The 23,837-nt window shown below is 74.5% G+C and carries 22 protein-coding genes and 3 tRNA genes; 15 read left to right on the top strand and 10 right to left on the bottom strand.

Annotated elements, in window-relative coordinates; translation table 11 throughout:
- Nucleotides 1-3 precede the first annotated feature (3 nt).
- A complete protein-coding gene (locus JOF36_RS40405) occupies nt 4-1,056 on the bottom strand; it encodes a glycoside hydrolase family 16 protein (RefSeq protein WP_210033471.1) in 1,053 nt (350 codons plus the stop codon).
- A 204-nt stretch (nt 1,057-1,260) separates the two neighbouring features.
- Here JOF36_RS40405 and JOF36_RS29775 point away from each other — a divergent pair, with 204 nt between their 5' ends.
- Nucleotides 1,261-1,740 carry a cupin domain-containing protein gene (locus tag JOF36_RS29775; protein WP_210033472.1) on the top strand — a complete coding sequence of 160 codons (480 nt, stop codon included), beginning with the start codon at nt 1,261-1,263 and terminating at the stop codon, nt 1,738-1,740.
- A 332-nt stretch (nt 1,741-2,072) separates the two neighbouring features.
- Here the strand turns inward: JOF36_RS29775 and JOF36_RS29780 are convergent, their stop codons facing one another.
- The 4 genes from JOF36_RS29780 to JOF36_RS29795 all read right to left on the bottom strand — a co-directional run bounded on the left by JOF36_RS29780 (nt 2,073) and on the right by JOF36_RS29795 (nt 7,415).
- The gene (locus JOF36_RS29780; RefSeq protein ID WP_210033474.1) at nt 2,073-3,128 is read right to left on the bottom strand and encodes a PHP domain-containing protein; all 1,056 of its coding nucleotides are present in this window, start codon (nt 3,126-3,128) and stop codon (nt 2,073-2,075) included.
- 10 nt (nt 3,129-3,138) lie between these two features.
- Entirely contained in the window at nt 3,139-4,749 is a 1,611-nt protein-coding gene (locus JOF36_RS29785; protein ID WP_210033475.1) for a CYTH and CHAD domain-containing protein, read from the bottom strand.
- A gap of 59 nt (nt 4,750-4,808) precedes the next feature.
- Nucleotides 4,809-6,317, bottom strand: coding sequence for an FAD-binding oxidoreductase (locus JOF36_RS29790; protein ID WP_245351028.1), 1,509 nt, complete (start codon nt 6,315-6,317; stop codon nt 4,809-4,811).
- A 132-nt stretch (nt 6,318-6,449) separates the two neighbouring features.
- Complete coding sequence (locus tag JOF36_RS29795; protein ID WP_210033490.1) at nt 6,450-7,415, bottom strand: NAD(P)/FAD-dependent oxidoreductase; 966 nt, start codon at nt 7,413-7,415, stop codon at nt 6,450-6,452.
- Nucleotides 7,416-7,470: 55 nt separating this feature from the next.
- On the opposite strand from JOF36_RS29795, the gene JOF36_RS29800 reads away from it, so the two are divergent.
- Nucleotides 7,471-8,085, top strand: coding sequence for an MSMEG_1061 family FMN-dependent PPOX-type flavoprotein (locus JOF36_RS29800; RefSeq protein ID WP_210033499.1), 615 nt, complete (start codon nt 7,471-7,473; stop codon nt 8,083-8,085).
- On the opposite strand, the gene JOF36_RS29805 is transcribed toward JOF36_RS29800, so the two are convergent.
- A complete protein-coding gene (locus JOF36_RS29805) occupies nt 8,072-9,043 on the bottom strand; it encodes an o-succinylbenzoate synthase (RefSeq protein ID WP_210033501.1) in 972 nt (323 codons plus the stop codon). The two genes, JOF36_RS29800 and JOF36_RS29805, sit on opposite strands and share 14 nt — an antisense overlap.
- A 97-nt stretch (nt 9,044-9,140) precedes the next feature.
- Between JOF36_RS29805 and JOF36_RS29810 the strand changes: the two genes are divergently transcribed.
- The 4 genes from JOF36_RS29810 (at nt 9,141) to JOF36_RS29825 (ending at nt 13,737) form a co-directional block, all read left to right on the top strand.
- On the top strand, nt 9,141-9,746 hold the full coding sequence (locus JOF36_RS29810; protein ID WP_307862656.1) for a TetR/AcrR family transcriptional regulator: 606 nt from the start codon (nt 9,141-9,143) through the stop codon (nt 9,744-9,746).
- Nucleotides 9,747-9,771: 25 nt separating this feature from the next.
- Entirely contained in the window at nt 9,772-10,533 is a 762-nt protein-coding gene (locus tag JOF36_RS29815) for a siderophore-interacting protein (RefSeq protein WP_210033503.1), read from the top strand.
- Nucleotides 10,534-11,094: 561 nt separating this feature from the next.
- Nucleotides 11,095-12,753, top strand: a complete 1,659-nt coding sequence (locus JOF36_RS29820; RefSeq protein ID WP_210033505.1) for an AMP-binding protein — start codon at nt 11,095-11,097, stop codon at nt 12,751-12,753.
- A gap of 54 nt (nt 12,754-12,807) precedes the next feature.
- A complete protein-coding gene (locus JOF36_RS29825) occupies nt 12,808-13,737 on the top strand; it encodes a sucrase ferredoxin (protein WP_210033507.1) in 930 nt (309 codons plus the stop codon).
- A 19-nt stretch (nt 13,738-13,756) separates the two neighbouring features.
- Here the strand turns inward: JOF36_RS29825 and JOF36_RS29830 are convergent, their stop codons facing one another.
- Nucleotides 13,757-14,536, bottom strand: a complete 780-nt coding sequence (locus JOF36_RS29830; protein WP_210033509.1) for an HAD family hydrolase — start codon at nt 14,534-14,536, stop codon at nt 13,757-13,759.
- Nucleotides 14,533-15,048 (bottom strand): GNAT family N-acetyltransferase, encoded by a 516-nt coding sequence (locus JOF36_RS29835; protein ID WP_307862657.1) that lies wholly within the window; start codon nt 15,046-15,048, stop codon nt 14,533-14,535. The genes JOF36_RS29830 and JOF36_RS29835 overlap by 4 nt, the downstream gene beginning before the upstream one ends.
- A 100-nt stretch (nt 15,049-15,148) precedes the next feature.
- Here JOF36_RS29835 and JOF36_RS29840 point away from each other — a divergent pair, with 100 nt between their 5' ends.
- Complete coding sequence (locus JOF36_RS29840; protein ID WP_210033513.1) at nt 15,149-15,715, top strand: PH domain-containing protein; 567 nt, start codon at nt 15,149-15,151, stop codon at nt 15,713-15,715.
- On the top strand, nt 15,712-17,577 hold the full coding sequence (locus tag JOF36_RS29845; protein ID WP_210033516.1) for a PH domain-containing protein: 1,866 nt from the start codon (nt 15,712-15,714) through the stop codon (nt 17,575-17,577). Before JOF36_RS29840 ends, JOF36_RS29845 begins: the two co-directional genes overlap by 4 nt.
- On the opposite strand, the gene JOF36_RS29850 is transcribed toward JOF36_RS29845, so the two are convergent.
- The gene (locus tag JOF36_RS29850; RefSeq protein ID WP_307862658.1) at nt 17,540-19,108 is read right to left on the bottom strand and encodes a helicase HerA-like domain-containing protein; all 1,569 of its coding nucleotides are present in this window, start codon (nt 19,106-19,108) and stop codon (nt 17,540-17,542) included. The two genes, JOF36_RS29845 and JOF36_RS29850, sit on opposite strands and share 38 nt — an antisense overlap.
- 119 nt (nt 19,109-19,227) lie before the next feature.
- On the opposite strand from JOF36_RS29850, the gene orn reads away from it, so the two are divergent.
- From orn to JOF36_RS29880, 6 genes are all read left to right on the top strand, one after another.
- Entirely contained in the window at nt 19,228-19,869 is a 642-nt protein-coding gene (orn, locus tag JOF36_RS29855) for an oligoribonuclease (RefSeq protein WP_210033518.1), read from the top strand.
- A 79-nt stretch (nt 19,870-19,948) separates the two neighbouring features.
- Nucleotides 19,949-20,021: transfer RNA gene (locus tag JOF36_RS29860), tRNA-His, on the top strand.
- A gap of 94 nt (nt 20,022-20,115) precedes the next feature.
- Nucleotides 20,116-20,191, top strand: a tRNA-Lys gene (locus tag JOF36_RS29865).
- Between the two features lie 29 nt (nt 20,192-20,220).
- A tRNA-Lys gene (locus tag JOF36_RS29870) sits at nt 20,221-20,293 on the top strand.
- A 135-nt stretch (nt 20,294-20,428) separates the two neighbouring features.
- Nucleotides 20,429-21,061 (top strand): class I SAM-dependent methyltransferase, encoded by a 633-nt coding sequence (locus JOF36_RS29875; protein ID WP_210033520.1) that lies wholly within the window; start codon nt 20,429-20,431, stop codon nt 21,059-21,061.
- A gap of 58 nt (nt 21,062-21,119) precedes the next feature.
- Complete coding sequence (locus JOF36_RS29880; RefSeq protein ID WP_245352816.1) at nt 21,120-22,310, top strand: FAD-dependent oxidoreductase; 1,191 nt, start codon at nt 21,120-21,122, stop codon at nt 22,308-22,310.
- A gap of 24 nt (nt 22,311-22,334) precedes the next feature.
- On the opposite strand, the gene JOF36_RS29885 is transcribed toward JOF36_RS29880, so the two are convergent.
- Nucleotides 22,335-22,589 (bottom strand): LapA family protein, encoded by a 255-nt coding sequence (locus JOF36_RS29885; protein ID WP_210033523.1) that lies wholly within the window; start codon nt 22,587-22,589, stop codon nt 22,335-22,337.
- Nucleotides 22,590-22,853: 264 nt separating this feature from the next.
- Here JOF36_RS29885 and JOF36_RS29890 point away from each other — a divergent pair, with 264 nt between their 5' ends.
- A complete protein-coding gene (locus tag JOF36_RS29890) occupies nt 22,854-23,822 on the top strand; it encodes an asparaginase (protein WP_307862659.1) in 969 nt (322 codons plus the stop codon).
- The last annotated feature ends 15 nt before the right edge of the window (nt 23,823-23,837 follow it).

Consider the following 23,837-nt stretch of genomic DNA (forward strand, 5'->3'; position numbering starts at 1 on the left):
CGCTCACGATCCGGTCGGCAGCCGGTCCTGCGCCTGCTGCTCGGCCGGGGTCAGCTCGCGCGGTGCGCGCTCCGGGAAGTCGCGCGGCTGCCCGGTCGCGGCGGCGCCCGGCGGCAGGCTGAGCGTCGCCGGCTCGCTCTCGGGCAGCGCCCACTGGCTCGCCGAGTCCATGTGCATCGCGGTCGGGCCGCCGGCGTCGCCGAAGTAGTCGAGCTGCATGGTCATGTTCATCGGCCGCGGCGGGAAGTGGTCGGTCTCGGTGTTCGTGTACCAGGGTTCACCGTCGACGTAGGCGGTCATCTTCTCCGGCGTCCACTCCAGTGCGTACGCCGACCACCGGGTCGAGTCGTGCTGCACGGAGCCGTAGTCCTGGTCGTTGTCCGGTCCGTAGTGCAGGAAGAACGACGTCTCGGACCGGTCGTCGGACAGGACCTCCATCCAGTCGATCTCGCCACCGACCGGGAAGTCCTCGGCCACCGGCCAGAGCAGCAGCAACGCGTTGAGCCCGCCGGAGGCCTCCTCCGACCGCACGCAGGCCTCCCAGCGCCCGTACTTCTGACCGGGGTGCCAGCTCACCGCGCCGGTGGTGCCGTCCTGGTCGCCCCGGATCGTCATGGCTCCGTCGGCGACGGTCACCGCCTCCGGGGTGCGGATCCCCTTCTTGGCGTGGCCCGGCTCGGGGCCGTAGGGGTGCCAGTCCGGTGGGACCGCGTCGCCGTCGAACGCGGAGCGCCGGTCGGGCTCGCCCCAGTCGTGGGTTGCCGCCGCGGTCCGGGTGCACGGCGACGCCGATGGGGCCGGTTCGGCCGGCTGGGCCGGCTCGGGCCGCTGGGGCGGCGGGGCCGGCTGGGCCGGCGGGACCGATTGGCCCGGTGGCGCCGGCTGGCCCGGTGGGGCCGGTTGCCCGGGTGCGGGTCCGGTGGCGGCCGCGGTCGGCGCGTTCGCCGAGGCGAGCGCGGTGGGAGCGGTCACGGTCGTCGCCGACACCGCCAGGGCCGCAGTGAGTGCGGCCAGCACGGCCACCGCGTTCCGCCGGGCACTGATCCTCGTACGCACCGTGAGTCACTCCCGTCCCTGTTTCACCGACAGTCCCATCAGACGAGCGCTCGGTGAGCAGCGCCAGCGGAAACACCCGACCGAGGCGCCCTCGATCAGGGGTGATCACCGACCAGGTCGACGGAACGTGATCAGATCCCGCGCTGCTCTCACCGAACGTCACGGCCACGCCTCGGTGCCGGACCGGCCTGCCAGAGTGGTGGCGTGTCGCGTCCTGACCTCGCTGCCGCACTCGACCTCTCGCCGCACCCGGAGGGCGGCTGGTACCGCCGCACCTGGACATCACCGGTCAGCGTCGAGACGGCGCACGGGACACGCCCGTCCGCGACGGCGATCCTCTACCTGCTCGACGCCCCGGGTCGCTGGCACCGGGTCCGCTCGGCGGAGTTGTGGTGCCGGCACAGCGGGGAGGCGGAACTCGTGCTCGGTGGGGACGGCGACGCCCCCGGTGCGGAGACCGTGCTGCGGCTCGGTGCACCGGCTCCGGCCTCGGATACGCCCGACCGGAGCGCACCGGCGTCCGGGGGCCCGGGGATCTCGGCGGGTCCCGGCGCGCCGGCGCTGCCGCAGTGGGAGGTCCCGGCCGACGTCTGGCAGCGCGCCCACCCGCTCGGTGACGAGCCCGTCCTGGTCACCTGCGTGGTCTCACCGGGCTTCGCCTTCGAAGACTTCGAGCTGCGCTGATCGGTGCCCGGGGAACCGATCAGCACGATCCCACCCCCATCAGGGCGAGAACGTGCACCTCAACGAGGCGCCCACCAGTGATCAGCACGGTTCTGCCCCCGCACGGGCGGAAGTGTGCGCCTCACGCTGCCGCGCGTTGGCGAGCAGCGCATTCCGGACCGGGGTCCGGCACCCCGGCGGGGATCGCGCACCGGGTGCGGTCGGTGCGAGGGCGACTCGCAGGGTGCGAAGTGCCCGGGGGCGCAGTGCCGGGGTGCGAAGCCCGGGGCGCGCCGTGCCGAGGTGTGCAGTGCCGGGGTGCGCAGTGCCGGGGTGCGCAGTGCGGGACCCGGTCACGACCCGGCGGTCAGCAGCGAGGCCGCGTCGCGGGTGTTGCGGATCCGCTCCGGCGGCACCGCGCACGCGACCGCCCGGGCGCAGCCGTGGTCGAGCCAGTCGAGCTGCCCGGGCGCGTGCGCGTCGGTGTCGATCGTGAACTCGCAGCCCGCCTCGACGGCCAGGCGCAGCAACCGCTTGGGCGGGTCCAGCCGTTCCGGCCGAGAGTTGATCTCCACGGCGACACCGTGCCCGGCGCAGGCGTCGAACACCGCCTGGGCGTCGAACTCGGACTCCGGTCGCTTGCGGCGGCCGGAGCCCATCCGGCCGGTGCAGTGCCCGAGGACGTCGACGTGCGGGTTCGCGACGGCGGTCAGCATCCGCTCGGTCATCTCGTCGCGCGGCATCCGGAGCTTGGAGTGGACGCTGGCGACGACGAGATCGAGCTCGGCGAGCAGGTCCGCGTCCTGGTCGAGGGCACCGTCGTCGAGGATGTCGACCTCGATCCCGGTGAGCACCCGGAAGCCGGAGCCGGCCGCCGCGATCCGCTCGTTCAGCTGGGCGACCTGCTCGATCTGGCGGCGCAGCCGGTCGGCGGACAGGCCGTTGGCGACCGTGAGCCGAGGCGAGTGGTCGGTCACGACGAGGTAGTCGTGCCCGAGCCCGATCGCCGTCTCCGCCATCTCGGACAGCGGGGAGCCGCCGTCGGAGGCGTCGGTGTGGCTGTGGCAGTCGCCGCGCAGCGACTCCCGCAGCCGTATCGCGGCGTCGGCGAGCGGGATCCCGTCGGCGTCGGCCCGCGCGACGGCGTCCTCCAGGCGCCGCAGGTAGACCGGTTCCTCGCCGGCCAGCGACTCGCCGATGCACCGCGCCGTCACCTCACCAACGCCGCGCAGGTCGGTGAGCGACCCCGCGGCGTGCAGTCGCGCCAGCTCCTCGGCGCCCCGGCCGCGCAGCGCGGCGGCCGCGGTGCGGAACGCCCGGACCCGGTAGGTCGACTCGTGCGCCCGTTCCAGAAGGAACGCGATCCGGCGCAGATCGGTGACGGCGTCCCGGGCGTCCGCTCTGCTCACATCGGGCAGGTTAGCCCCGCATCCACTTCCGCGACTTCTTCGTCCACACCCGTTCCCACACCTCGGGCAGCCGGCGCTCCAGCTCGAGCATCGTGGCGGTGTCGCGGCCGTGCAGCACGCCGAAGCTGAATCCGTTGCCGTCCTCGGCCCCGGCGCGGGCACCGAGGGTCCGCAGCGTCTCCCGGGCGACGACGGCGTCCTGGTGGTCGCCGAGGATGCTCTGCACCTTCTTGAGCTGCTTCGCGAACCCGCGGGCGTCGGCGCCGACGGCCGGGCGGGCGACCTCGGTGGCGTAGCGCAGCTGCTTGCCGGTCTTGCGGGCGTCGTGCATCGAGGTGGGCGCCTGTTCGCCGTTGTCGAGATCGGCGAGCGCGCGCTCCATGCGCCGCTCCAGCTTCCGGGCGGTCCGCCCGACCATCCGCGGCAGCACCGCCGGGGCAGGCTTCCCGGCGCGTGAGGACAGCGGCGGGTCCGCCAGCAGCCGGCGCAGCGCCCCCTGCAGCGCGGCGTACCGCTCGCCGTCGACGACATCGGTCACCACGGCGCCGGTCTCCGCGCGGGTGCGGGCGAAGTGCCGGGTGACGGCGGCCTGCACCGGACCGAGCAGCAGCTCCGGCTCCAGTGCGGCCAGCTGCGCGGTGAGCCGTTCCTCCTGCACCTCGGCGTCGCGCTCGCCGGCCAGTGCGCGGCCCAGCCAGCGCAGCTCGGCGACCAGGTGTGCGGGCCGCGGCCCCTCCAGCAGCCCGCCGTAGGTGCGGAGCGCGCTGCGGATCCGCCGGGCGGTGACCCGCATCTGGTGCACCGCGTCGGGCCGGTCGGCGCGCAGGTCACGTTCCCACGCGGTGAGGGTGTCGACGTGGCGGGCGACGTAGTCGAGCAGCAGCCGCCCCGCGCTGCCCTTGCGCCCCCGATGGCGGGGCGGTTCGGTGGGCTCCACGTCGGCGAGCAGCGCGGCGAGCCGGGCGCCGGAGCCGACCGGGCCACGGCCGAGACCGGTGTCGCGCAGGGCCTCGTCGATCTGCTGGAGCACCTCGGTGCCCGCGGTCCCGGGCCGGACGACGGCCTCGCTCCAGCTCTCGACGGTCGTCGAGTCCCCGAGCGTCGAGGCCTGGACCTGGTCTCGCTGCAGCACCGCGAGCTCGCGGCCGGCGTCGTCGTGCAGGCTCGTCACCGATCGGACGACGTGCACCAGACCGACCGGGCGCAGCTCGGCGTCCCCGCGGATCCGCCCCAGCAGCGCGTCGAACTGGTCCGGGACGGCATGCGGGTCGACGCCCTCGACCTCGCCGCCGGGCAGCGCCACCCGCAGCTCCTCGCCGGGATCGCCGTCCGGGAGCCGCAGCACCCACGACGCGGTCTCCGGGGCCCCCGACGCCCGGTCCGGCGTCACCCGTTCGACCGCCAGCTCGATGCCGGCGGAGCGCAGCCGCAGGTCAGCGGTGTCGAAGCGCTCGTGCTCGCGGACCTCGGCCTCGGTGACCGGCCGGACGCCGTCCGCACCGGCCACATCGGACAGCCTCGGCGCCCCCGTGTGGGCGGGGCCGCTGTAGGTCAGCGAGCCGGGTGGCTCCTGATCCGGGGTGGGAGCGGTGGGCGCGGGCGGGCTCGGATCGGCGCTCATGGGACGGGATTCCCACTGTCCCGGCCGTCCACGCGGCTCCATCCGGGCGACTACGGCGACTACACCGCCTTGCCCGGGTTGAGGATCCCGTCCGGGTCGAGCGCGGCCTTCACCGCACGCTGCAGGGCGAGCACCTCGGGGCCGAGCTCACGTTCCATGCCGTCGCGTTTGAGCAGCCCGACGCCGTGCTCGCCGGTGACGGTCCCTCCGAGGTCGACGGCGGTGGCGATGATCTCGTCGAACGCGGCCTTCGTCCGGTCCCGCGCCGCGGCGTCGCCGTGCGGGGTGAGCATCAGCGGGTGCAGGTTGCCGTCGCCGGCGTGCGCGACGGTCGCGATCCGGACGTCGCGGCGACGGCCGATCTCCTCGATCCGGGCCAGCATCTCCGCCATCCGCGGCAGGGGGACGCACACGTCCTCGGTCAGCATGCCCATCCCGAGCTGTTCGAGCGCCGGGTAGGCCATCCGGCGCGCGGCGAACAGCGCCTCGGCCTCGGTCTCGTCGGTGGAGGCCATCGTCTCGGTCGCGCCGTGCTCATCGAAGGCGGCGAGTATCGCGTCGGCCTCGGCCTGCGCGGCCGGCTCGGGCAGGTCGGTCTGGGCGAGCAGCAGCGCCGCCGCGTTCTCCGGGAGCCCGGCGTTGCGCCAGGCGTTGACCGCGCCCAGCACCTCCCGGTCGACCAGCTCGAACACCGCGGGCTGCAGTCCCTGCTCGGTGACGGCGGCGACCGCGGCACCGCAGTCCGCCAGCGAGTCGAAGAACCCGACGACGGTGCGCGGTGCTGCCGGACGGGCCGGTCGGAGCTTCACCGTGATCTCGGTGATGACGCCGAGCGTCCCCTCTGATCCCACCAGCAGCCCGACGAGGTCGTAGCCGACGACGCCCTTCGCCGTGCGCCGCCCGACCCGCACCACCTCACCGGTCGCGGTGACGACCTCGAGCGCGAGCACGTAGTCGCGGGTGACGCCGTACTTGACGCAGCACAGCCCGCCGGCATTGGTGGCGACGTTGCCGCCGATCGTCGACCAGGGCGCGGACGCCGGGTCCGGCGGGTACCAGAGCCCGCGCTCGGCGCAGGCCGCGCGGAGGTCGTCGTTGACCACCCCGGGTTCGACGACGGCGAGCCGCTCCCCCGGCGAGATCTCCCGGATCGCGGTCATCCGCTCGAGCGAGAGCAGCACGCAGCCGTCGACGGCGTTGGCCCCGCCGGACAGTCCCGTGCCCGCCCCGCGCGGGACGACCGGCACCCGTGCCCGCGCGCACGCGGCGACGGTGGCGGCGACATCGGCGGTGCTGCGGGCGCGCACCACGCACAGCGGGGTGCCGTACCCGGCCCACTCCGCCTCGTCGTGCACGTAGGGGCGCACGGTGTCCGGGTCGGTGAGGACGCTCCCGGCGCCCAGCCCGGCGGACAGCTCGGCGAGCAGCGCCCGGCCGGTCGCGTCGGGGTCCGCGCCGTCGAGCTCGGCCCGGGCGGTCGAGTCCCCGAACGGCCGTCCCTCCGGTTCGACGACGACAGCCGTCCCGTCGATCAGCTCACCGGTGGTCTCGGATGCGCGTTCGGTCATGCCCGCGACGGTAGGCCCGCGCTCCGTCACCGGACCAGACCGTGGGCGGTGATCGACCGTTGTGGAGTGTGGCGAACGCGTGCCGTGCGCTGCACTCCTGAACGCGTGATCACCCACCCGGCGCGCCCCTCCTCACCAGGCCCCGCGCCCGAGGCGGGTGGCGAGCTCGCGCCCCAGCCGCAGGCCGGACAGCCAGGCGGTCTGCACCCGGGCGCGGCCCCAGCCGTCCCCGGCGAGGCCGATGCCGTCGTCGTCGAGGTGGAACGGAGCGTCGCGCTGCGCGGCGGGTGCGGCGTGCGGCCACGGGTGCAGGTGGGTCCACTCCGGCTGCGCGCCGATGCCGAGCAGCTCCCGGACCGCGCGGACCATCTCCGGCACGGCGCCCCGAGGATCGGCGTCGTGGGCGCGCGCGAGATCGGCGGTGGAGTGCGCGACGAGCACCGGCGCGCCGTCTCCGCGGCGGTCCCCGTCGTCGGCGACCAGCGACAGCACGGGATGGTCGTTGACGAACGCGGCGGGCAGTGCGGGCCAGTCGCGCCGGGCGAAGCCGAGGGTCAGCGACAGCACCGGCTCCCAGTCCCGCCCGGCGACGGCGGCACCGGCCGTGGTGTCCGGGTCCAGCAGCAGGGCCGCCAGCGGGTCCGGCATCGCGAGGACGACGGCGTCGCACGCCTCGCCGTCCACCACCGGCCGGCCGCCCGGTCCGGGGCGGACGGCCTCGACCGCGCGTCCGGTGTGCACGCTCAGGTTCCGCGCGGACGCGGTGACCAGCGAACGCAATCCACCGGGTGCGGCCCACCGCATCGGCCCGGGCGCGTCGTCGCGGCGCCCGGCCGCGTCGAACACCGCGAGGGTGTCGGTCCACTCGCGGACCAGCCCCGCGTCCCGCCAGTCCCGGACGCGTGCGGCGAACGCGTCGTCGGACACGGTGAAGTAGGCGGCGCCGATGTCGGCGGGCCGGTCCCCGCGCCGGTGCACCGCGAGCCGGCCACCCGTGCCACGGTCCCGCTCGTACACCCGCACGCCGACGCCGCGCGCGGCCAGCTCCGCGGCACAGGTCACGCCGGCGATGCCGGCCCCGACCACGATCACACCCACGGCTGCCGAGAGTAGTACCGGTTCACGTTAGGGTGACCTGAATCCAGGGGGGTACATGGAACGCATCACCGACGAGACCCGGCTGCGCGAGATCATCGGGGAGGTCTCCCCCGTGATCCGGGACAAGGCCCGCGACCGGGTTGATCCGGTGACGGCCGAGTTCCTGGCCGCCTCACCGTTCCTGCTGCTGGCCACGACCGGGCCGGACGGCGTCGACGTCTCCCCGCGCGGGGACGCCGCCGGCTGCATCCTCGTGCTCGACGAGGGCCGGTCGATCGCCTTCGCCGACCGCAAGGGCAACCGGAAGCTGGACTCGCTGCGCAACATCCTGCACGATCCGCGGGTCGGGATGATGGTCATGGTCCCGGGCTCGAACGAGACCGTGCGGATCAACGGCCGGGCCCGGATCGTGCACCACCCGGAGTTCGCCGAGCGGCTCACGGTTCGGGGCTCGACGCCGGAGCTGGCGATCGTCGTCGAGATCGACGAGCTGTACCTGCACTGCGCGAAGGCGTTGCTGCGCTCCGCGCTGTGGGACGCGGCGACCTGGCCGGACAGGAGCTCGGTGCCCAGCGCCGGGACGCTGGTGAAGGGGCAGTTCCAGCTTCCCGGGCCGGCCCGGGAGATCGACGATGCGCTCGATCAGGACGCGGCGGTCAACCAGTACTGACGGCGTCGGCGAGCGCGGCGACGCGCTCGTAGCGGGCCCGCCACCAGGCGTCCCGCTCGGGCTCCGCGCCGTTCTCGCCGCGCCGCACCGGTTCCGGGGCCCGCCGCGGGACCGGCAGGCTCCCGCCGGACGGGACGAGCCGGGCGTCGTGGGCGACCACGTCCGCGGCCAGCAGCGATGCCGTCCCCAGCCCGCAGGCGTGGTGCAGCTCGGGCAACGCCCCGGCCAGCGCGAGCCCGGCGGCCAGCCCGACGCTCGTCTCCACCGCCGACGACACGACCACCGGCAGCCCGCACTCCTGCGCGATCCGCAGCGCCCGCCGCACCCCGCCGAGCGGCGACACCTTGAGCACCACGATGTCGGCCGCCTCGGCGCGGACCACCCGCATCGGGTCCTCGGCGCGCCGGATCGACTCGTCGGCGGCGATCGGCACGTCCACCGCGCGCCGCACCCGCGCCAGGTCCTCGACCGACGCGCACGGCTGCTCGACGTACTCGAGCCCACCGGCGGCCTCCGACAGCGTGGCGATCGCGGCGACCGCGTCGTCGGCGGACCAGGCTCCGTTGGCGTCCACGCGGACCTTCCCGGCCGGGCCCAGCGCGTCCCGCACGGCGACGACCCGCTCCTCGTCGTCGCCGGGCCGCCCACCCGGTTCGGCGACCTTGACCTTCGCCGTGGTGCAGCCGGAGGCCCGCACGATCCGCTGGGCGTGCTCGGGCCCGACGGCCGGGACGATGCAGTTCACCGGGACCCGGTCGCGCACGGGTTCGGGCCAGCCGATCTCCGCCGCCTCCCGGGCTGCGGCGAGCCAGGCGACGGCTTCGCGGTCGTCGTACTCGGCGAACGGGCAGAACTCGCCCCACCCGGCCGCACCGGGCAGCAACATGCCTTCGCGGACGGTGATCCGGCGGAAGCGGGTGGTCATGGGGAGTGCATAGGTGCAGAGCGAGCCGTCCACCCCGCTGAAGTTAGGCGACGAGTGCGTGTGCGGCCGGGCCGACCCGTCGGGTGCGGATACCTACCGCCGGTAACCTACTCCCGGTAAGGTCCCGTCCGTGACCACGCAGACCGTTCCCGGCCCCCGGCGCCGCGTGCCGCGCGCCGAACGGGAGCGCCAGATCGTGGACGCCGCCGTCGCCGTGTTCGGTGAGCGCGGATACGCCAACACCTCGATGGACACCGTCGCAGAACGGGTGGGCGTCACCAAGCCGGTGCTCTACACCCACTTCGGCTCCAAGGAGGGCCTGCTGCTCGCCGCGATCGCGCGGGCCCGGGCCGAACTGCTGGAGGTCATCACCGAGGCCGCGGCCGCCGCGCACGACCCGGAGTCGATGCTGCGGGGCGGCACGCTCGCCTTCTTCGAGTACCTGGACCGCCGTGCACCGGCCTGGCAGCTGTTCTGCTCCGAGGCCGGGGTGGCCGCCGACGCGCTGGAGGAGATCCGCGCACAGCAGACCGACTTCATCGCCGGCCTGCTCTCGGCCCAGGTGCCGGGGACCGCGCCGGAGCGGTTGACCGGCTGGGCCCAGGTGATCGTCGGTGCCGGGGAGCGGCTCGCGGTGTGGCGCGGCCAGGACGAGCGCGTCACCGCCGAGCAGGCCACCGACTACCTCATGGAGGTCGCCTGGACCGGGCTCGCGGGACTCCGCGGGAGGCAGTGAGCGCCGTCCGGGAGACTGGGCGGTCATGAGCACGACCGCGCCCCGCCTGCTGCAGGTGACCCGCACCGAGCGGGTCACGCCCGGCATGATCCGGGTGACCCTGACCGGCGAGGAGCTCGCCGGGTTCCCCGGTCACGGCCCGGACCGCCGGATCAAGATGTTCTTCCCGGTCGAGGGGCAGGACCGCCCGGCGATCCCGCGGGCCTCCACCGGCGGGCCGGTGTGGCCGGCGGGCGAGGCTCGCCCGGTGATCCGGACCTACACCGTCCGCCGGTTCGCTCCCGGCACCGGCGAGCACGGCGAGCTGGACGTCGACTTCGTCGTGCACGCCGGGTACGGCCCGGCCGCGGCGTGGGCGGCCGCGGCGGAACCAGGGCACTGGGTCGGGGTGTCCGAACCGGGCGGGCGCTGGGAGCCGGACACGACGGCGTCGTTCCAGCTGGTGATCGGCGACGAGTCCGCCCTGCCCGCCGTCGCGACGGTGCTCGAGACCCTCGCGGCGGAGCGTCCGGACGTACCGGTGCAGGCGATCGTCGAGGTCGCCGGCGCCGCCGAGGAGCAGGACCTGCCCGGGAACGCGAGCGTCGCGTGGGTGCACCGCGGGGACGCCCCCGCCGGGGAGCCGATGGTCGCCGCGGTGCGGGCGGCCGGGCTGCCGGACGGGCGTGGCCAGGCCTGGCTCTCCGGCGAGTCGGCGGCGGTCAAGGAGCTGCGTGCGCACCTGCTGAACGAGCGCGGATTCGACCGGCGCGCCGTCTATGCGACGGGGTACTGGCGGGCACGCTGACGAGCCGGATCCGCGGTGAGGGTACCCTTCGACCGGGTCACCGTCACCTCGGCGAGCGTGGAACGATCCGCGACGGAGCACCGCGCCCGCCGACCGCGTGACGTCGACCGGAGTGCCTGCACCGCATGCCCGCGGACGGCACCGGACCGGGCCGGCCGACGGGTCCCCCTCCCCGCCGGGCGGTCCGGTTCCCGGCCACGGCGTCAGGCGCGGGCCGGCCGCGGAGCGCAGGACGGGCAGTCCCGCCACGGCTGGGCGTGGGAGTCGGCCGGACGGGTGGCGCCGCACCGGCAGACACCGGCGAGGCCGCCGAAGCGGGGCGCGGTCCGGGACGGGCGTCCGGCACGGACGAGCGTGCGGCCGGAGGCGGACGTGTGGGCAGGCAGGTACAGGCGCATCAGGATCCCCGACGGTGTGGTGGTGGGTGCGGCGGCCTGTGGGCCACCCTTTCCACCATCGTCATCACTCTCCGAAACATGACGGATGCGCCCGGTGAGCTCGGACACACGTCACCGCGACGCGCCCTGCAGCGGCTCGCGGAGCCCTGCGAGACTGCGGCGCATGGCCGCCCACCCGCTGCTCCAGAACCTGTCCGGCACCGCACGCGCGGCGTACGAGCTGGGTAGCGGCACGGCTCGCGCGGCGGTCGCGCTGACCCGCTCCGGCGTGGTGCGACCGCTCGGCCCGGGCAGGCTCTACGGCATGGGCCGCGCGCTGGTGCGGTACGGCCACAGCATCGCCGCGGCCTACTCGGTCGGCGCCGCGCGGCACCCCTACCGGTTGGCCGTGGTCGACGACGACGGGGTCACCACCTACGCCGAGCTCGACGAGCGCACCGACCGGCTCGCGCTGGCACTGCTCGACTCGGGAGCCGGGCCGGGTGCACCGGTCGGCATCCTCTGCCGCAACTCCGTGGCCCCGATCGAGGTGATGATCGCCGCCGGGAAGGCGGGCGCCGACGTCGTCCTGATCAACACCGGCCTGTCCGCCGAGCAGCTGCGCGGCGTCGGGTCCCAGCAGCAGCTGCACACGGTCGTCGCCGACCCGGAGTTCCGCGAGCTCGTGCCGGAGGGCCCGCGGCTCGTACTGACGTCCACACCGGACGGGCCGCGTCCCGTGGCCGACCGGGTGCTGGACGACCTGGAGGTCATGACCGGCCGCGGTGGCCCCGGCGAGCTGCCGTTCCGGCCGCCGCACTCCAAGCAGATCGTGCTGACCTCCGGCACCACCGGCACCCCGAAGGGGGCCAAGCGGCCGCACCCGTCCACCCTCGCGCCGGCGGCGTCGATCCTGTCCGCGATCCCGCTGCGCGCCGCCGAGCCGATCCACATCGCGGCTCCGCTGTTCCACACCTGGGGCAACGCCGGGCTGCTGCTCGCGGCGCTGCACGGAGCGACCGTCGTGCTGCGCCGCAAGTTCACCCCCGACGGACTGCTGGACGCCGTCGCCGAGCGCCGCTGCACCACGGTGTTCGCCGTCCCCGTGATGCTGCAGCGGATCCTGGAGTCGGGCGCCGACGACTGGCGGACCGACGACGCACCGCGGATCGTCGCCGTCTCCGGTTCGGCACTGCCCGCCGGCCAGGCCCGCGCCTTCATGGACCGCTTCGGCGACTGCCTCTACAACCTCTACGGATCGACCGAGGTCTCCTGGGTGTCGATCGCCGGCCCGGAGGATCTGCGCGACGCCCCGGGCACCGCCGGCCGCGCGCCGGCCGGGACCACCCTGGTGATCCTGGACGAGAACGACGAGCCGGCGGCACCCGGCGTCGAGGGCCGGGTGTTCGTCGGCAACGACCTGCCGTTCGACGGGTACACCGGCGGCGAGACCGATCTCGAGGAGCGCGACGGCCTGCTGGGCACCGGCGACGTCGGGCACCTCGACGACCAGGGCCGACTGTTCCTCACCGGCCGGGCCGACGACATGATCGTCTCCGGTGGGGAGAACGTGCACCCGGGCCCCGTCGAGGAGCTGGTCTCCGGGCTGACCGGGGTCCGCGAGGCCTGCGTGCTCGGTGTCGCCGACGACGACTACGGCCAGCGCCTCGCCGCCTGGGTCGTCCTCGAGCCCGGGGCGGACCTCACCGCGGACACGATCCGCGACCGGGTGCGGTCCGATCTGGCGAAGTTCGCCGTCCCCCGGGACGTGCACTTCGTCGACGAACTGCCACGCAACCAGACCGGAAAGGTGCTCCGGGCCGCACTTCCCGGGCGGACCTGAACCCGAACAGGGGTTTCGGGTTGAACTAAGGGCAACCTTGCCTACACTGGGCAGATGACGGTTCCCGCTGTCCTCGACGGCCGCACGGCCACGGCAGCACCCCTGCGCGTCGGCTGCGCCACGCTCAGCGAGGTCGCCGGGGAGCCGCTCGCGGGTACCGCTCCGGCGGTCCGGAAACTGGTCGCGGTCGAGCACGTCGGCGCCTGGCCGCGGACCGTCGCCGACCACCCCGACCCCGACATCGCGGAGCTGTTCGGCCGGCTGCGCCGCGACGACGTCCTGCTGCTGCTGATCCGCCGGTCCGGGCGCACCGGGCGGGACTGCGACGGAGCCCGCACCGTCTTCATCGCCGACCTCGCCCCGGGCGCGTCCCGGGTCACGTCCCGGACCGTCCGCGGCACCGAGGACCTCGCGTCGATCACGTTCGACCCGGACGCCGGCGAGCCGCTCACCGATCCGGTGATGCTGGTGTGCGCGCACGGCAGGCGCGACGTCTGCTGCGCCGTGCGCGGCCGGGCGCTGGCCGCGGACCTGACCACCGAGGGCGCCGACGTGTGGGAGTGCAGCCACCTCGGCGGGCACCGGTTCGCCCCGACCGCGCTCGTGCTGCCGACCGGCTACGCCTACGGCCGGCTCGACACCGGCAGCGCCCTGGCCGCGCTCAAGGCCGCCGCCGGCCGGAACGTCGACCCGTGGTCGTGCCGCGGGCACGCCGGGCTCGATCCTGTGCAGCAGGTCGCCGAGCTCGCGGTGCGTGAGCACACCGGGATCGGCGACGCCTCGGCGCTGCAGGTGGACGCACCCCTGCGGCGCGGCGGCCCCACGGACGTGGACACCGTGCGCGTGCGGTCCCGTGGCGGCCGGGGGTGGACGGTCGAGGTCCGGGCCGACACCGGGCTCCCGCCGCGGCCGCCGTCCTGCGGGGCGGTGCTGGAGTCCGCCACCCCGCTGGTCGCGGGCCTCCCGGTCGAGTGGCACGGGTAGCCGGTACCCCTCCCACCGGCTAGAACCAGCGACGCAGCAGGTCGGCCAGGCCGTCCTCGGTGACGGGCGCGGTGGTCTCGTCGGCGTCCGCGTGCACCTCGGGCGGGGCCTGGCCCATCGCCACGCCGTGCCCGGCCCAGCGCAGCATCTCGCGGTCGTTGTCGCCGTCGCCGACGGCGAGCACCTCGGACCGGTCGATGCCGAGCCGCTGCGCCACCCGGGCCAGCCCGGACGCCTTCGACACCCCGACCGGCACCAGCGTCACCCACGGCAGCTCGTGGTCGAGGGTCATGGTGGCGTCGTCGATCTCCAGCTCCGTGGCACGCTCGGCGGTCTCGGCCGGTGTCCGCCCCGGCCAGTACATGATCAGCTTGGGCGTGGGTTCGCCGAGCAGGCCGTCCAGCCCGACCTCGGTCACGGTGCCCGCGAGGATCCCGTCCGGGAACGGCGCGCTGACCCGCTGCCCGACGCCGACGTGCTCGGTGCCGAACACCGCACCGGGGAACACCTCACGCAGCCGGGCGAGCCCCGCCGAGATGTCGAACCGGGCCACCGACAGGACGGTGCGCGACGCGGTGTCCATCTCGACGGCGCCGTTCGAGGTCAGCGTGACGCCCCCGGCCAGCCCGAGATGGTCGAGGGCGGTGCCGGCACCCAGGACGGTGCGCCCGGTGCACAGCATCACCTCGGCGTGCTCGGTGGCGGCGGTGATCGCGTCGAGCACGGCCGGACTCGGGGGTCGCCTGCCGTGCACGATCGTGCCGTCGATGTCCAGGGCGACCAGTCGGGGTCGGGTCACGCCCACGACCCTACGACGAGCGCGTACCGCTCCTCGCCGTCGACCGTCCCGGTGTGACGCATCCCCAGTCCGGCCAGCACGCGTGCCGAGGCCGGGTTGCCGGGTTCGACACCGGCGACGACCCGGGACGTCCCGTCCCGGCGGGCCAGTGCGACGAGCGCGCGGGCGGCCTCGGAGGCGTAGCCGCGGCCCCGCCGGGACGGCACGACCCCGTAGCCGATCTCCAGGCCGGTACCGCCCGCCTCCGGGAACATCCCCGCCCCACCGACGACGAGGCCGCCGGCCCGTTCCACCAGCAGCCGGTGTCCGTGCCTGCCCCAGCCCGGGCCGCCCGGCTCGCGGGCCAGCAGCCGGGCGACGACGCGGTCGCCGTGGGCGGGGAAGTCGTCCGCCCAGCCGTCCCGCCGGGCGCCCGCGACGACGGCGGCCGCGATCTCCGCCGACCACGGGCGCAGCAGCAGCCGGTCGGTCGCCAGATCGGCGACACCGCGCGGCGGCGTGGGCTCGGACACCGGTGCATCGTGCCCTGCGGGGTCCACCTTTCGGCCACGGCCCGGCAACGGACGGCGGGGCCGCGTGCCGGAGATGCCGCGGCTTCGGCAGAGTGGGGCCATGACCGCCACCGGCCCTCCTATCACCGGCGATCCTGCCGACGGCACCCACGGTCACGGTGACACCGGTGGACTGCCGCTCCCGCTGCGTCCACCGGCCCACCGGGTCGACCCCCGTGCCATCTGGTGGTGGCGGCTGCGCGCGCTCCCGTTCCCGCTCGTCCTGCTCGTCGCCCAGGGTGTCGGGTGGGCGCTGCTGCCGGCCGCGCCGTGGCACGGGTTGCTGATCGCGACGATCACGCTCACCGTCGTCTGGCTGCTGGTCGAGACGCTGGTGGTCCCCTCGCTGCGCTTCCGGCTGCACCGCTGGGAGGTCACCGACGAGGCCGTCTACCACCGCTCCGGGTGGCTGGTCCAGGAGTGGCGGATCGCCCCGATCCCGCGCGTGCAGACCGTCGACACCGAGCACGGACCGCTGCAGCAGGCGTTGCGGCTGGCGACCGTCACCGTGACGACGGCGTCGGCCCGCGGCCCGGTCCGCATCGCCGGGCTGGACGCCGACGAGGCCCGCGAGCTGGCGCGGCGGCTGACCGAGACCACCGGGCGGTACTCCGGGGACGCGACGTGAGCAGCGGCGAGCCCGTTCCCCGGCGCCCCGGTGGGGAGGGCGAACAGCAGGACGGTGCGCACAGTTCCGGCAGCGGGAGCGGCGCCGGCCACGACGCTTCCCCGGTCCCGGCAGGCGCGCACCCGGGAGCCGCACACCGGCGGACCGGCGGAGTCCCGCCACCGTGGACCCGTGGTTCCGCCCCGTGCGGACAGGAAGGGGCGAGCGGACCGGACGGGGCCGACGACTCGGGTGGGGCCGGTGACCTGGGTAGGACCGGCGGCTCGGCCGGGTCGGCCTGGCCACCACCGGCCGCTCCCGGCCCCGGCGGCATCGACGGCACCGACTGGCGGCGTCTGCCCGCGCTGATGCTGGTGGTCGGCCCCGCGACCGCGCTGCTCAAGCTCGCCCCGGCGCTGATCGTGCTGCTGATCTTCGGCGCCGGGCGCGGCAACACCATGCAGGTGTGGATCGCGGCCGGGATCGCGGTGCTCGCCGTCGGTGCCGGGGTGATCCGCTGGCGCACCACCCGATACCGGATCACCCCCGACCGGGTTGAGCTCCACAGCGGTCTGTTGTTCCGCCAGCGCCGCTCGGTTCCGCGCGACCGGGTCCGCACCGTCGACCTGACCGCGCCGCTGCTGCACCGCCTCGTCGGGGTGAGCGTGGTCAAGGTCGGGTCCGGGCAGAGTGCGGGCAAGGAGTCCGGCCTCGATCTCGACGCCGTCACCACCGCCGAGGCCGAACGCCTGCGCCGGGAGCTGCTCGCCCGTCCCACGATCACCGACGCCGCGGGAACCGGCATCGCGGGTGGCGGTGCCACGGCCCCGCCCACCGCCGTGGCGGAGCCCGATCCGGGCGAGGAGCTGGACCGGATCGACTGGGCGTCGCTGCGCTACGCCCCGCTGACCGTCAGCTCGCTGGCCGCGGTCGGTGCGGTGGCCGGCGCCGGTTGGAACCTGCTGAACGAGGCCGACGTCGACCCCCGCACCCTGCCCGGCGCGGACGCCGTCGCGACCGCTCCGGTCTGGGCCGCGGTGCTGGCCGGGGTGCTCGTGCTGCTCGTGCTGATGGTGGCCGGATCGATCGTGCTGTTCGTGGAGCGCTGGTGGGGGTTCCGCCTGACCCGGGAGCCGGACGGCACCCTGCGGGTGCGCCGTGGCCTGCTCACCCGGCGCTCGCTGTCGGTCTCCGAGCAGCGGCTGCGCGGGGTCACGGTCAGTGAGCCGCTGCTGGTCCGCGCGCTCGGCCGGGGTGCCCAGGCCGGGGCGCTGACCGTCGGGCTGGCCGGGGCCGACGGCGAGGCGGCGCACGCCGGGGCGCTCGGCCCGCCGGTCCCCCGGGCCCACGCCCACCACATCGCCGCGACCGCCGCCCGGGCCGGCGCGGACATCACGTCCGGGCCGCTCACCGCGCACCCACGGGTCGCGCGCACCCGCCGCCTGGTCCGCGCGGTCGGGCCCGCGTTGGTGCTCCCGGTGGCGACGGGCGTGCTCGCGTACCTGGGCGGCCCGTCGTGGCCGATCGCCGTCGCGGTGCTGCTGCTCGTGGCGGCGGTCCCGCTGGGGCTGGACCGCTACCGGGCACTCGGGCACCGGCTCGACGAGCGCTACCTCGTCGCCCGCCAGGGCTCCCTGCTCCGGACGACGTCGGCGCTGCGCCGCGACGGCGTCATCGGCTGGCGGGTCCGGCAGAGCGTGTTCCAGCGCCGGGCCGGGGTCGTCACGCTGGAGGCGACGACCGCGGCCGGCACCGGCGCCGTGCAGATCCTCGACCTGTCCCCCGCCGACGCGGTCGCGCTGATGGCCGAGGTCACCCCGGCCGCCGTCGGCGGGTTTCGCGAGGTCAGCGCCGGCGACGGGTCCCGAACAGGCTCCGGGTGATCTCCCGGGTCACCGTGTTCGTGATCTGCCGCCCGGTCGGCGACTGCAGGAACTCGCCGACCTTGGAGAACCAGCCCTTCTCGCTGAAGTCCTGCGGCTGCGGCGGTGGGGGCGGCGCCTCGCCGGGAGCGGGCGTGGGCGTGGGCTGCGCCTGGACCGGTGTCGCCTCGCCACCCGGCCCGGACGCGATCCGGCCGGTCAGCCGCTCGTAGGCCGAGTCCCGGTCGACCATCTCGCCGTAGCGCGCCTGCAGCGGCGACCGGGCCGCCTCCTCGCGGATCGCGTCGTCGCCGATCGCGGCCATCAGCGACCGCGGTGCCCGCAGCCGGGTCCACGCCACCGGCGTCGGGGCGCCCCGCTCGGACAGCACGGTCACGACCGCCTCGCCGGTGCCCAGCGAGGTCAGCGCCGACTCCAGGTCGTAGACCTCCGAGCGCGGGTAGGTCTTCACCGTGCGGGCCAGCGCCTTCTGGTCGTCCGGGGTGAAGGCCCGCAGCGCGTGCTGGATCCGGGCGCCGAGCTGGGACAGGACTTCATTCGGGACGTCGGTCGGCAGCTGCGTGCAGAAGAACACGCCGACGCCCTTGGACCGGATGAGCTTCACGGTCTGCTCGATGCGGTCCAGGAACGCCTTCGACGCGTCGGAGAACAGCAGGTGCGCCTCGTCGAAGAAGAAGACCAGCTTCGGCCGGTCCAGGTCGCCGGCTTCGGGCAGCTCCTCGTACAGCTCGGCGAGCAGCCACATGAGGAACGTCGAGAACAGCACCGGGTTCGCCGCGCGTTCGGCGAGCTCGAGCAGCGTGACGACGCCCTTGCCGTCGATCTGACGCATCAGGTCCGCCGGGTCGAACTCCGGCTCCCCGAAGAACGTGTCCCCGCCCTGGGCCTCCAGGTTCACCAGCGACCGCAGGATGACCCCGGCCGTCGACGGCGAGACCCCGCCGATCCCCTTCAGCTCGGCCTTGCCCTCGTCGGAGGTGAGATGTGTGATGACCGCGCGCAGGTCCTTGGTGTCCAGTAGCGGCAGCCCGCGCAGGTCGGCCCAGTGGAAGATCAGCCCGAGGGTGGACTCCTGCGTGGCGTTGAGCCCCAGCACCTTCGCCAGCAGGATCGGGCCGAACTGGGTGAGCGTCGCCCGGACCGGGACGGCGACACCGCCGTCGCCCAGCGACAGGAACTGCACCGGGTACGCCGTCGGCGTCCAGTCGTCGCCGGTGTCGCGGACCCGGTCGTCGACCTGTTTGCTCTGCTCACCGGGACGCACCATGCCGGACAGGTCGCCCTTGACGTCGGCGAGCAGCACCGGAACGCCCGCGTCGGACAGCTGCCCGGCGAGTGCCTGCAACGTCTTCGTCTTGCCGGTGCCGGTGGCGCCGGCGACGAGACCGTGCCGGTTGAGCGTCGCGAGCGGGATGCGGATCCGTGCCCCGGGATCACAGACCCCGTCGACGAGCACCGTGCCGAGTTCCAGCGCGGCACCGTCGGTGGCGTATCCGTCGGCGATGGTACGGGCGGGAGTGTTCTCGGCCACGATCGCGCAGCCTAGGGCACTGCGGGATCCGGAGTTGATCTCGCACTCGTTGTGCTGACGGCGCCCCGGCGACCCGCGAGGCGTGCACCACGCGCGACGGCGTCACCTAGTCTGCACCGATGACCGATCGGCTGGTGTGGATCGACTGCGAGATGACCGGGCTCGACCTGAATTCCGACGCGCTCATCGAGATCGCGGCGCTGGTCACCGACGGTGACCTCAATGTCCTGGGTGACGGTGTCGACGTCGTGATCGCCTGTGACGACGGGGCTCTCGAGCGGATGCCCGACGTCGTGCGCGAGATGCACGAGCGCTCCGGGCTCACCGAGGAGGTCCGGCGTGCGACCGTCACGGTCGCCGAGGCCGAACGGATGGTGCTCGACTACGTCCGCGAGTACGTCCCGGAGCCCCGCACGGCGCCGCTGGCCGGCAACTCCATCGCCACCGACCGCGGGTTCCTCACCCGGGACATGCAGGAGCTGGACGCCTACCTGCACTACCGGATGATCGACGTCAGCTCGGTGAAGGAACTGGCGCGGCGGTGGTTCCCCCGGGTGTTCTACGCGAAGCCGGAGAAGGGCCTGGCGCACCGCGCGCTCGCCGACATCCGGGAGTCGATCCGGGAGCTGGCCTACTACCGCGCGGCGCTGTTCGTCGCCCCGCCCGGACCGAGCACGGAGCAGGCCCAGGCCGCGGCGGCCGCCGTCGCCGGTGTCGCGGCGGCACCGAACCCGCAGGCAGCGGGCGGCGCGACGGCGTGAGCCAACCCCCGCGCGAGCCGTCCGGAACCGGGGGCTATGCTGTATCAGCGCTTCCGGCCACGGCCAGGGAAGCCGCATGGTGGGTGTAGCTCAGTTGGTAGAGCACCTGGTTGTGGTCCAGGGGGCCGCGGGTTCAAGTCCCGTCACTCACCCGGTTGCCAGCCCTGGCGATCGATCCCGGAAAGCATCGTGCTAGTTTTCCGGGATCGTTCTCGCCCGGGGGTCGGCGAACAGAAAAACGAATATGCGCCGTTAGCTCAATTGGCAGAGCAGCTGGCTCTTAACCAGCGGGTTCGGGGTTCGAGTCCCTGACGGCGCACCACAACTCCACACAGTGATACATCACTGCACGCGCCGTTAGCTCAATTGGCAGAGCAGCTGGCTCTTAACCAGCGGGTTCGGGGTTCGAGTCCCTGACGGCGCACAGATCACGAAAGGGCTCGCGGGAATTGTTCCCGCGAGCCCTTTCGTCGTCCGGCCGGGCGCCGGTACGGCGCCGGTTCGGTGACCCGCGTCGCCCGGACATGACCGGAGCGCCTGGACCCGCCACGATGTCCTCATGGCGCGTCCCGACCACACCGTCTTCCTCAAGCGGTCCTTCTCCCGGATGGACCAGCTGGCAACCCCGTTCCTCACCGGACGGCGGCTCTGCATGCAGCTGGCCCGGGTCGTCCCGTACGGCACGAACGGCGTGGTCGTCGAGCTCGGCGCCGGGCCCGGCGTGCTGGCCGAGCCGATCCGCGAACGGCTGGGACCGGATGCCCGCTACCTCGCGATCGAGATCGACCCCGAGCTCGTCGCGCACCTGCGGCAGCACAAGCCGTGGCTGGAGGCCGTGGAGGGCGACGTCGCCGACCTCGACCGGATCCTCGACGACGCCGGCATCGACAAGGTGGACGCGTTCGTCTCGACCCTGCCCTGGGCGGTCTTCCCGCAGGACCTGCGGATGAAGGTGATGGGCGTGATCGCGAGCCGGCTGGTGCCCGACGGCGTCCTCAGCATGATCATCACCTGGATGGCACTGCCGAAACGGGTCCGGGACCTACGGGCCCTGCTGGACGCCCACTTCGACGAGGTCGTCGAGACGGCCACCGAGTGGCGCAACCCGCCACCGGCCCGGACGTTCCTGTGCCGGCGCCCGCTCGCCCGGCCCAACTCTCTCGACGAGCGAGACACTCGATCAGCGAGTTAGTATCGGTGGCGTGAGCACACCTGGAAGGACCGTGATCGCGGGCGGCGGCCCAGGCGGGATGCTGCTGGCGTACCTGCTGGCCCGCGCCGGGCTGCCGGTGACGCTGGCGGAGCGCCACCAGGACTTCGACCGTGACTTCCGCGGCGACTCCCTGCACCCCTGGACCCTGGAGCTGCTCGACCGGCTCGGGTTGGCCGAGCGGCTGCTGGAGCAGCCGCACGTCAAGGCCCGCCAGTTCCGGCTCCGGACACCGAAGGGTCTGATCACGACGTCGGACTACGGGTTGCTCGACACCCCGTACGACTACGTCGCGCTGATGCCGCAGGCCTGGTTCCTCGACTTCCTCGCCGCCGAGGCCGAGGCACTGCCGTCGTTCGAGCTGCGCACCGGCGCGGCGGTGAACGGCCTGCTCGGCAGCGACCCGGTGCGCGGGGTGACCCTGCGCTCCGGCGAGGAGATCGACGCCGAGCTCGTCGTCGCCGCGGACGGGCGGTACTCCCGGATCCGCGCGCTCGCCGGGGCGAAGGCGGAGTCGCAGGGCGCCACCACCGACCTGCTGTGGTTCGCGCTGCCCCGCCACGACGACGACCCGCCGGACGCCGACGTCGACCTCTACTTCGGCACGCGTCACTACGTCGGAACCCTCGGCGGGCCGGGCCGCTGGCAGGTCGGGCTGTCGCTGCCCAAGGGCGGCTACCCGGCGCTGCGCGACGCGGGCGTCGACTACGTGCGCCGCGAGGTCGCCGAGCGGGTGCCGTGGCTGGCCGACCGTGTCGACCTGCTCACCGATATGAACGAGACGACGCTGCTGTCGGTCGACATCTCACGGGTGCCGGTCTGGCACCGGCCGGGACTGCTGATGCTCGGCGACGCCGCACACGTCATCTCCCCCGTCGGCGGCAACGGCATCCTCATGGCCTGTCAGGACGCGCTCGCCGCGGCCAACCACCTGGTCCCGGCGCTGCGGGCGGGCACTCCCGGATCCGAGGCGCTCGCCGCGGTGCAGGCCGACCGGGAGTCGGCGATCGTCACCGTGCAGGCCCAGCAGGTCCGGGTGGAGCAGACTGCCGCCCGCGCCCGGGAACGTGGGAAGCCCGTGGCCCCGCCGGGGTTCCTGCGGCTGCTCACCCGGATCCCCGCGGTGCGCAAGCGGTCGGCGCGACGGAACGGGTACGGCCCGGAGCCGGTCCACCCGAGCCCGGAACTGGAACGCGCACTCGACCTGCGACCCACCCCCGTCCACGCCTGATCCCGGCGCGCTCCGTGAGCCGGCTCAGCGACGGGCCCGCCGCCGGCCGAGCACCAGACCGATCACAAGACCGACCAGCACCATCGCCGCGAGGACGATCCAGAGCGGTGCGGTCACGTTCAGGGTGAACAGGTCGATGCTCGCCGGGTCGCGGTTCTGGGCGATGAACACGATCGCGAGAACGACGAGGACCGCCGCCACGATCTGACGCGGGCCGACACGAAAGCCGGTGGAGCGGCCACCGGCTGCGCCGCGGGTGGGGGAAGCAGGACCGGACACGGCTCCTCCTCGGGAGATCGGCTGGCGCTCGCCGCGCGGCGGGCGGTTCGGAACGGGGCGAGTACGGACCACCGGGGCGCTCGTGCCGCTCCGTTCGACGCCATGATGACGAGAAGGAACCCCGTCCCGCGCCGCCCGGACGGGCACAGGTCATGTCCGGCCGCTGGAGATCCCGGCCCTCGGAGCCCCGGAGCCGCCGAGCCTGCCGGACGAGTCCCCCGACGGGCCCGGTCGTCGGTCCCCGGGCCGACGTAGCGTCGGGGTGTGCACTCCCCCGACGTCGTCCCACCCGTCCTCGCCGGTGCCGTCCCACTGGCGTACGTCGAGCGGGAGGGCATCGTCGAGTCGGTGCACCTGGGCACCCTCGCCGTCCTCGACGGCGGCCGGCTCACCGGCCGGGGTGACCCGGACGTCCCGTTCCTGCCGCGGTCGGCGCTCAAACCGGTGCAGGCGGTCGCGCTGCTGCGGTCCGGCCTCGACCTCGACGGAGAGCTGCTCGCCCTGGCCTGCGCGTCGCATTCCGGGGAGCCCGGGCACATCGACGGCGTCCGCCGGATCCTGGACGGTGCCGGCCTCACCGAGGACGACCTGGACAACACCCCGGACCTGCCGTTGGACGTCCAGGCCGGCGCGGCCGCCCGGGCCATCGGAACGACGCCGGCACCGGTGCTGCAGAACTGCTCCGGCAAGCACGCCGCCATGCTGGCGACCTGCGTGGCGGCCGGGTGGCCGACCACCGGCTACCGGGAACCGGATCACCCGCTGCAGCGGCTGATCCACGACACCATCGCCGACCTGACCGGAGTCACGCCGTTCACCACGACGGTCGACGGCTGCGGGGCTCCGCTCTTCGGGTCCACCCCGGCCGGGCTCGCGCGGGCCTTCGCTCGGATCGCGGTCGCCGCACCGGCGGCGCCGGAGGGCCGGGTCGCCGCGGCGATGCGCACCCACCCGTGGTGGGTCGGCGGGACCGGGCGGCCGGTCACCCGGCTCGCGCAGGCCGTGCCCGGACTGATCGCGAAGGACGGCGCGGAAGGGGTATTGGCCGCCGCACTGCCCGACGGCCGGGCGTTCGCCGTGACGGTGCTCGACGGCTCACCACGGCCGCTGCCCGTGCTCGCCGCCGCCGTGCTGGAGGGCTGGGGCGCCGTTACCGAGGCGCTGCCCGCGGCGACACGCGTCGACGTGCTGGGACACGGGCGCCCGGTGGGCGTCGTGCGTCCCGCGTTCTGACCCCGGCGACGGCGA

It is taken from the genome of Pseudonocardia parietis (genome assembly GCF_017876315.1).
GTDB lineage: Bacteria > Actinomycetota > Actinomycetes > Mycobacteriales > Pseudonocardiaceae > Pseudonocardia > Pseudonocardia parietis.

Bases quoted from the DNA above. Each gene is read 5' to 3' on its own strand.
- JOF36_RS29790 (WP_245351028.1), bottom strand. From the start codon at position 6,317: ATGACCGAACGCGCATCCGAGACCACCGGTGAGCTGATCGACGGGACG.
- JOF36_RS29840 (WP_210033513.1), top strand. From the start codon at position 15,149: ATGACCGCCACCGGCCCTCCTATCACCGGCGATCCTGCCGACGGCACC.
- JOF36_RS29880 (WP_245352816.1), top strand. From the start codon at position 21,120: ATGCTGCTGGCGTACCTGCTGGCCCGCGCCGGGCTGCCGGTGACGCTG.
- JOF36_RS29820 (WP_210033505.1), top strand. From the start codon at position 11,095: ATGGCCGCCCACCCGCTGCTCCAGAACCTGTCCGGCACCGCACGCGCG.
- orn (WP_210033518.1), top strand. From the start codon at position 19,228: ATGACCGATCGGCTGGTGTGGATCGACTGCGAGATGACCGGGCTCGAC.
- JOF36_RS29800 (WP_210033499.1), top strand. From the start codon at position 7,471: ATGGAACGCATCACCGACGAGACCCGGCTGCGCGAGATCATCGGGGAG.
- JOF36_RS29875 (WP_210033520.1), top strand. From the start codon at position 20,429: ATGGCGCGTCCCGACCACACCGTCTTCCTCAAGCGGTCCTTCTCCCGG.
- JOF36_RS29825 (WP_210033507.1), top strand. From the start codon at position 12,808: ATGACGGTTCCCGCTGTCCTCGACGGCCGCACGGCCACGGCAGCACCC.
- JOF36_RS29785 (WP_210033475.1), bottom strand. From the start codon at position 4,749: ATGAGCGCCGATCCGAGCCCGCCCGCGCCCACCGCTCCCACCCCGGAT.
- JOF36_RS29815 (WP_210033503.1), top strand. From the start codon at position 9,772: ATGAGCACGACCGCGCCCCGCCTGCTGCAGGTGACCCGCACCGAGCGG.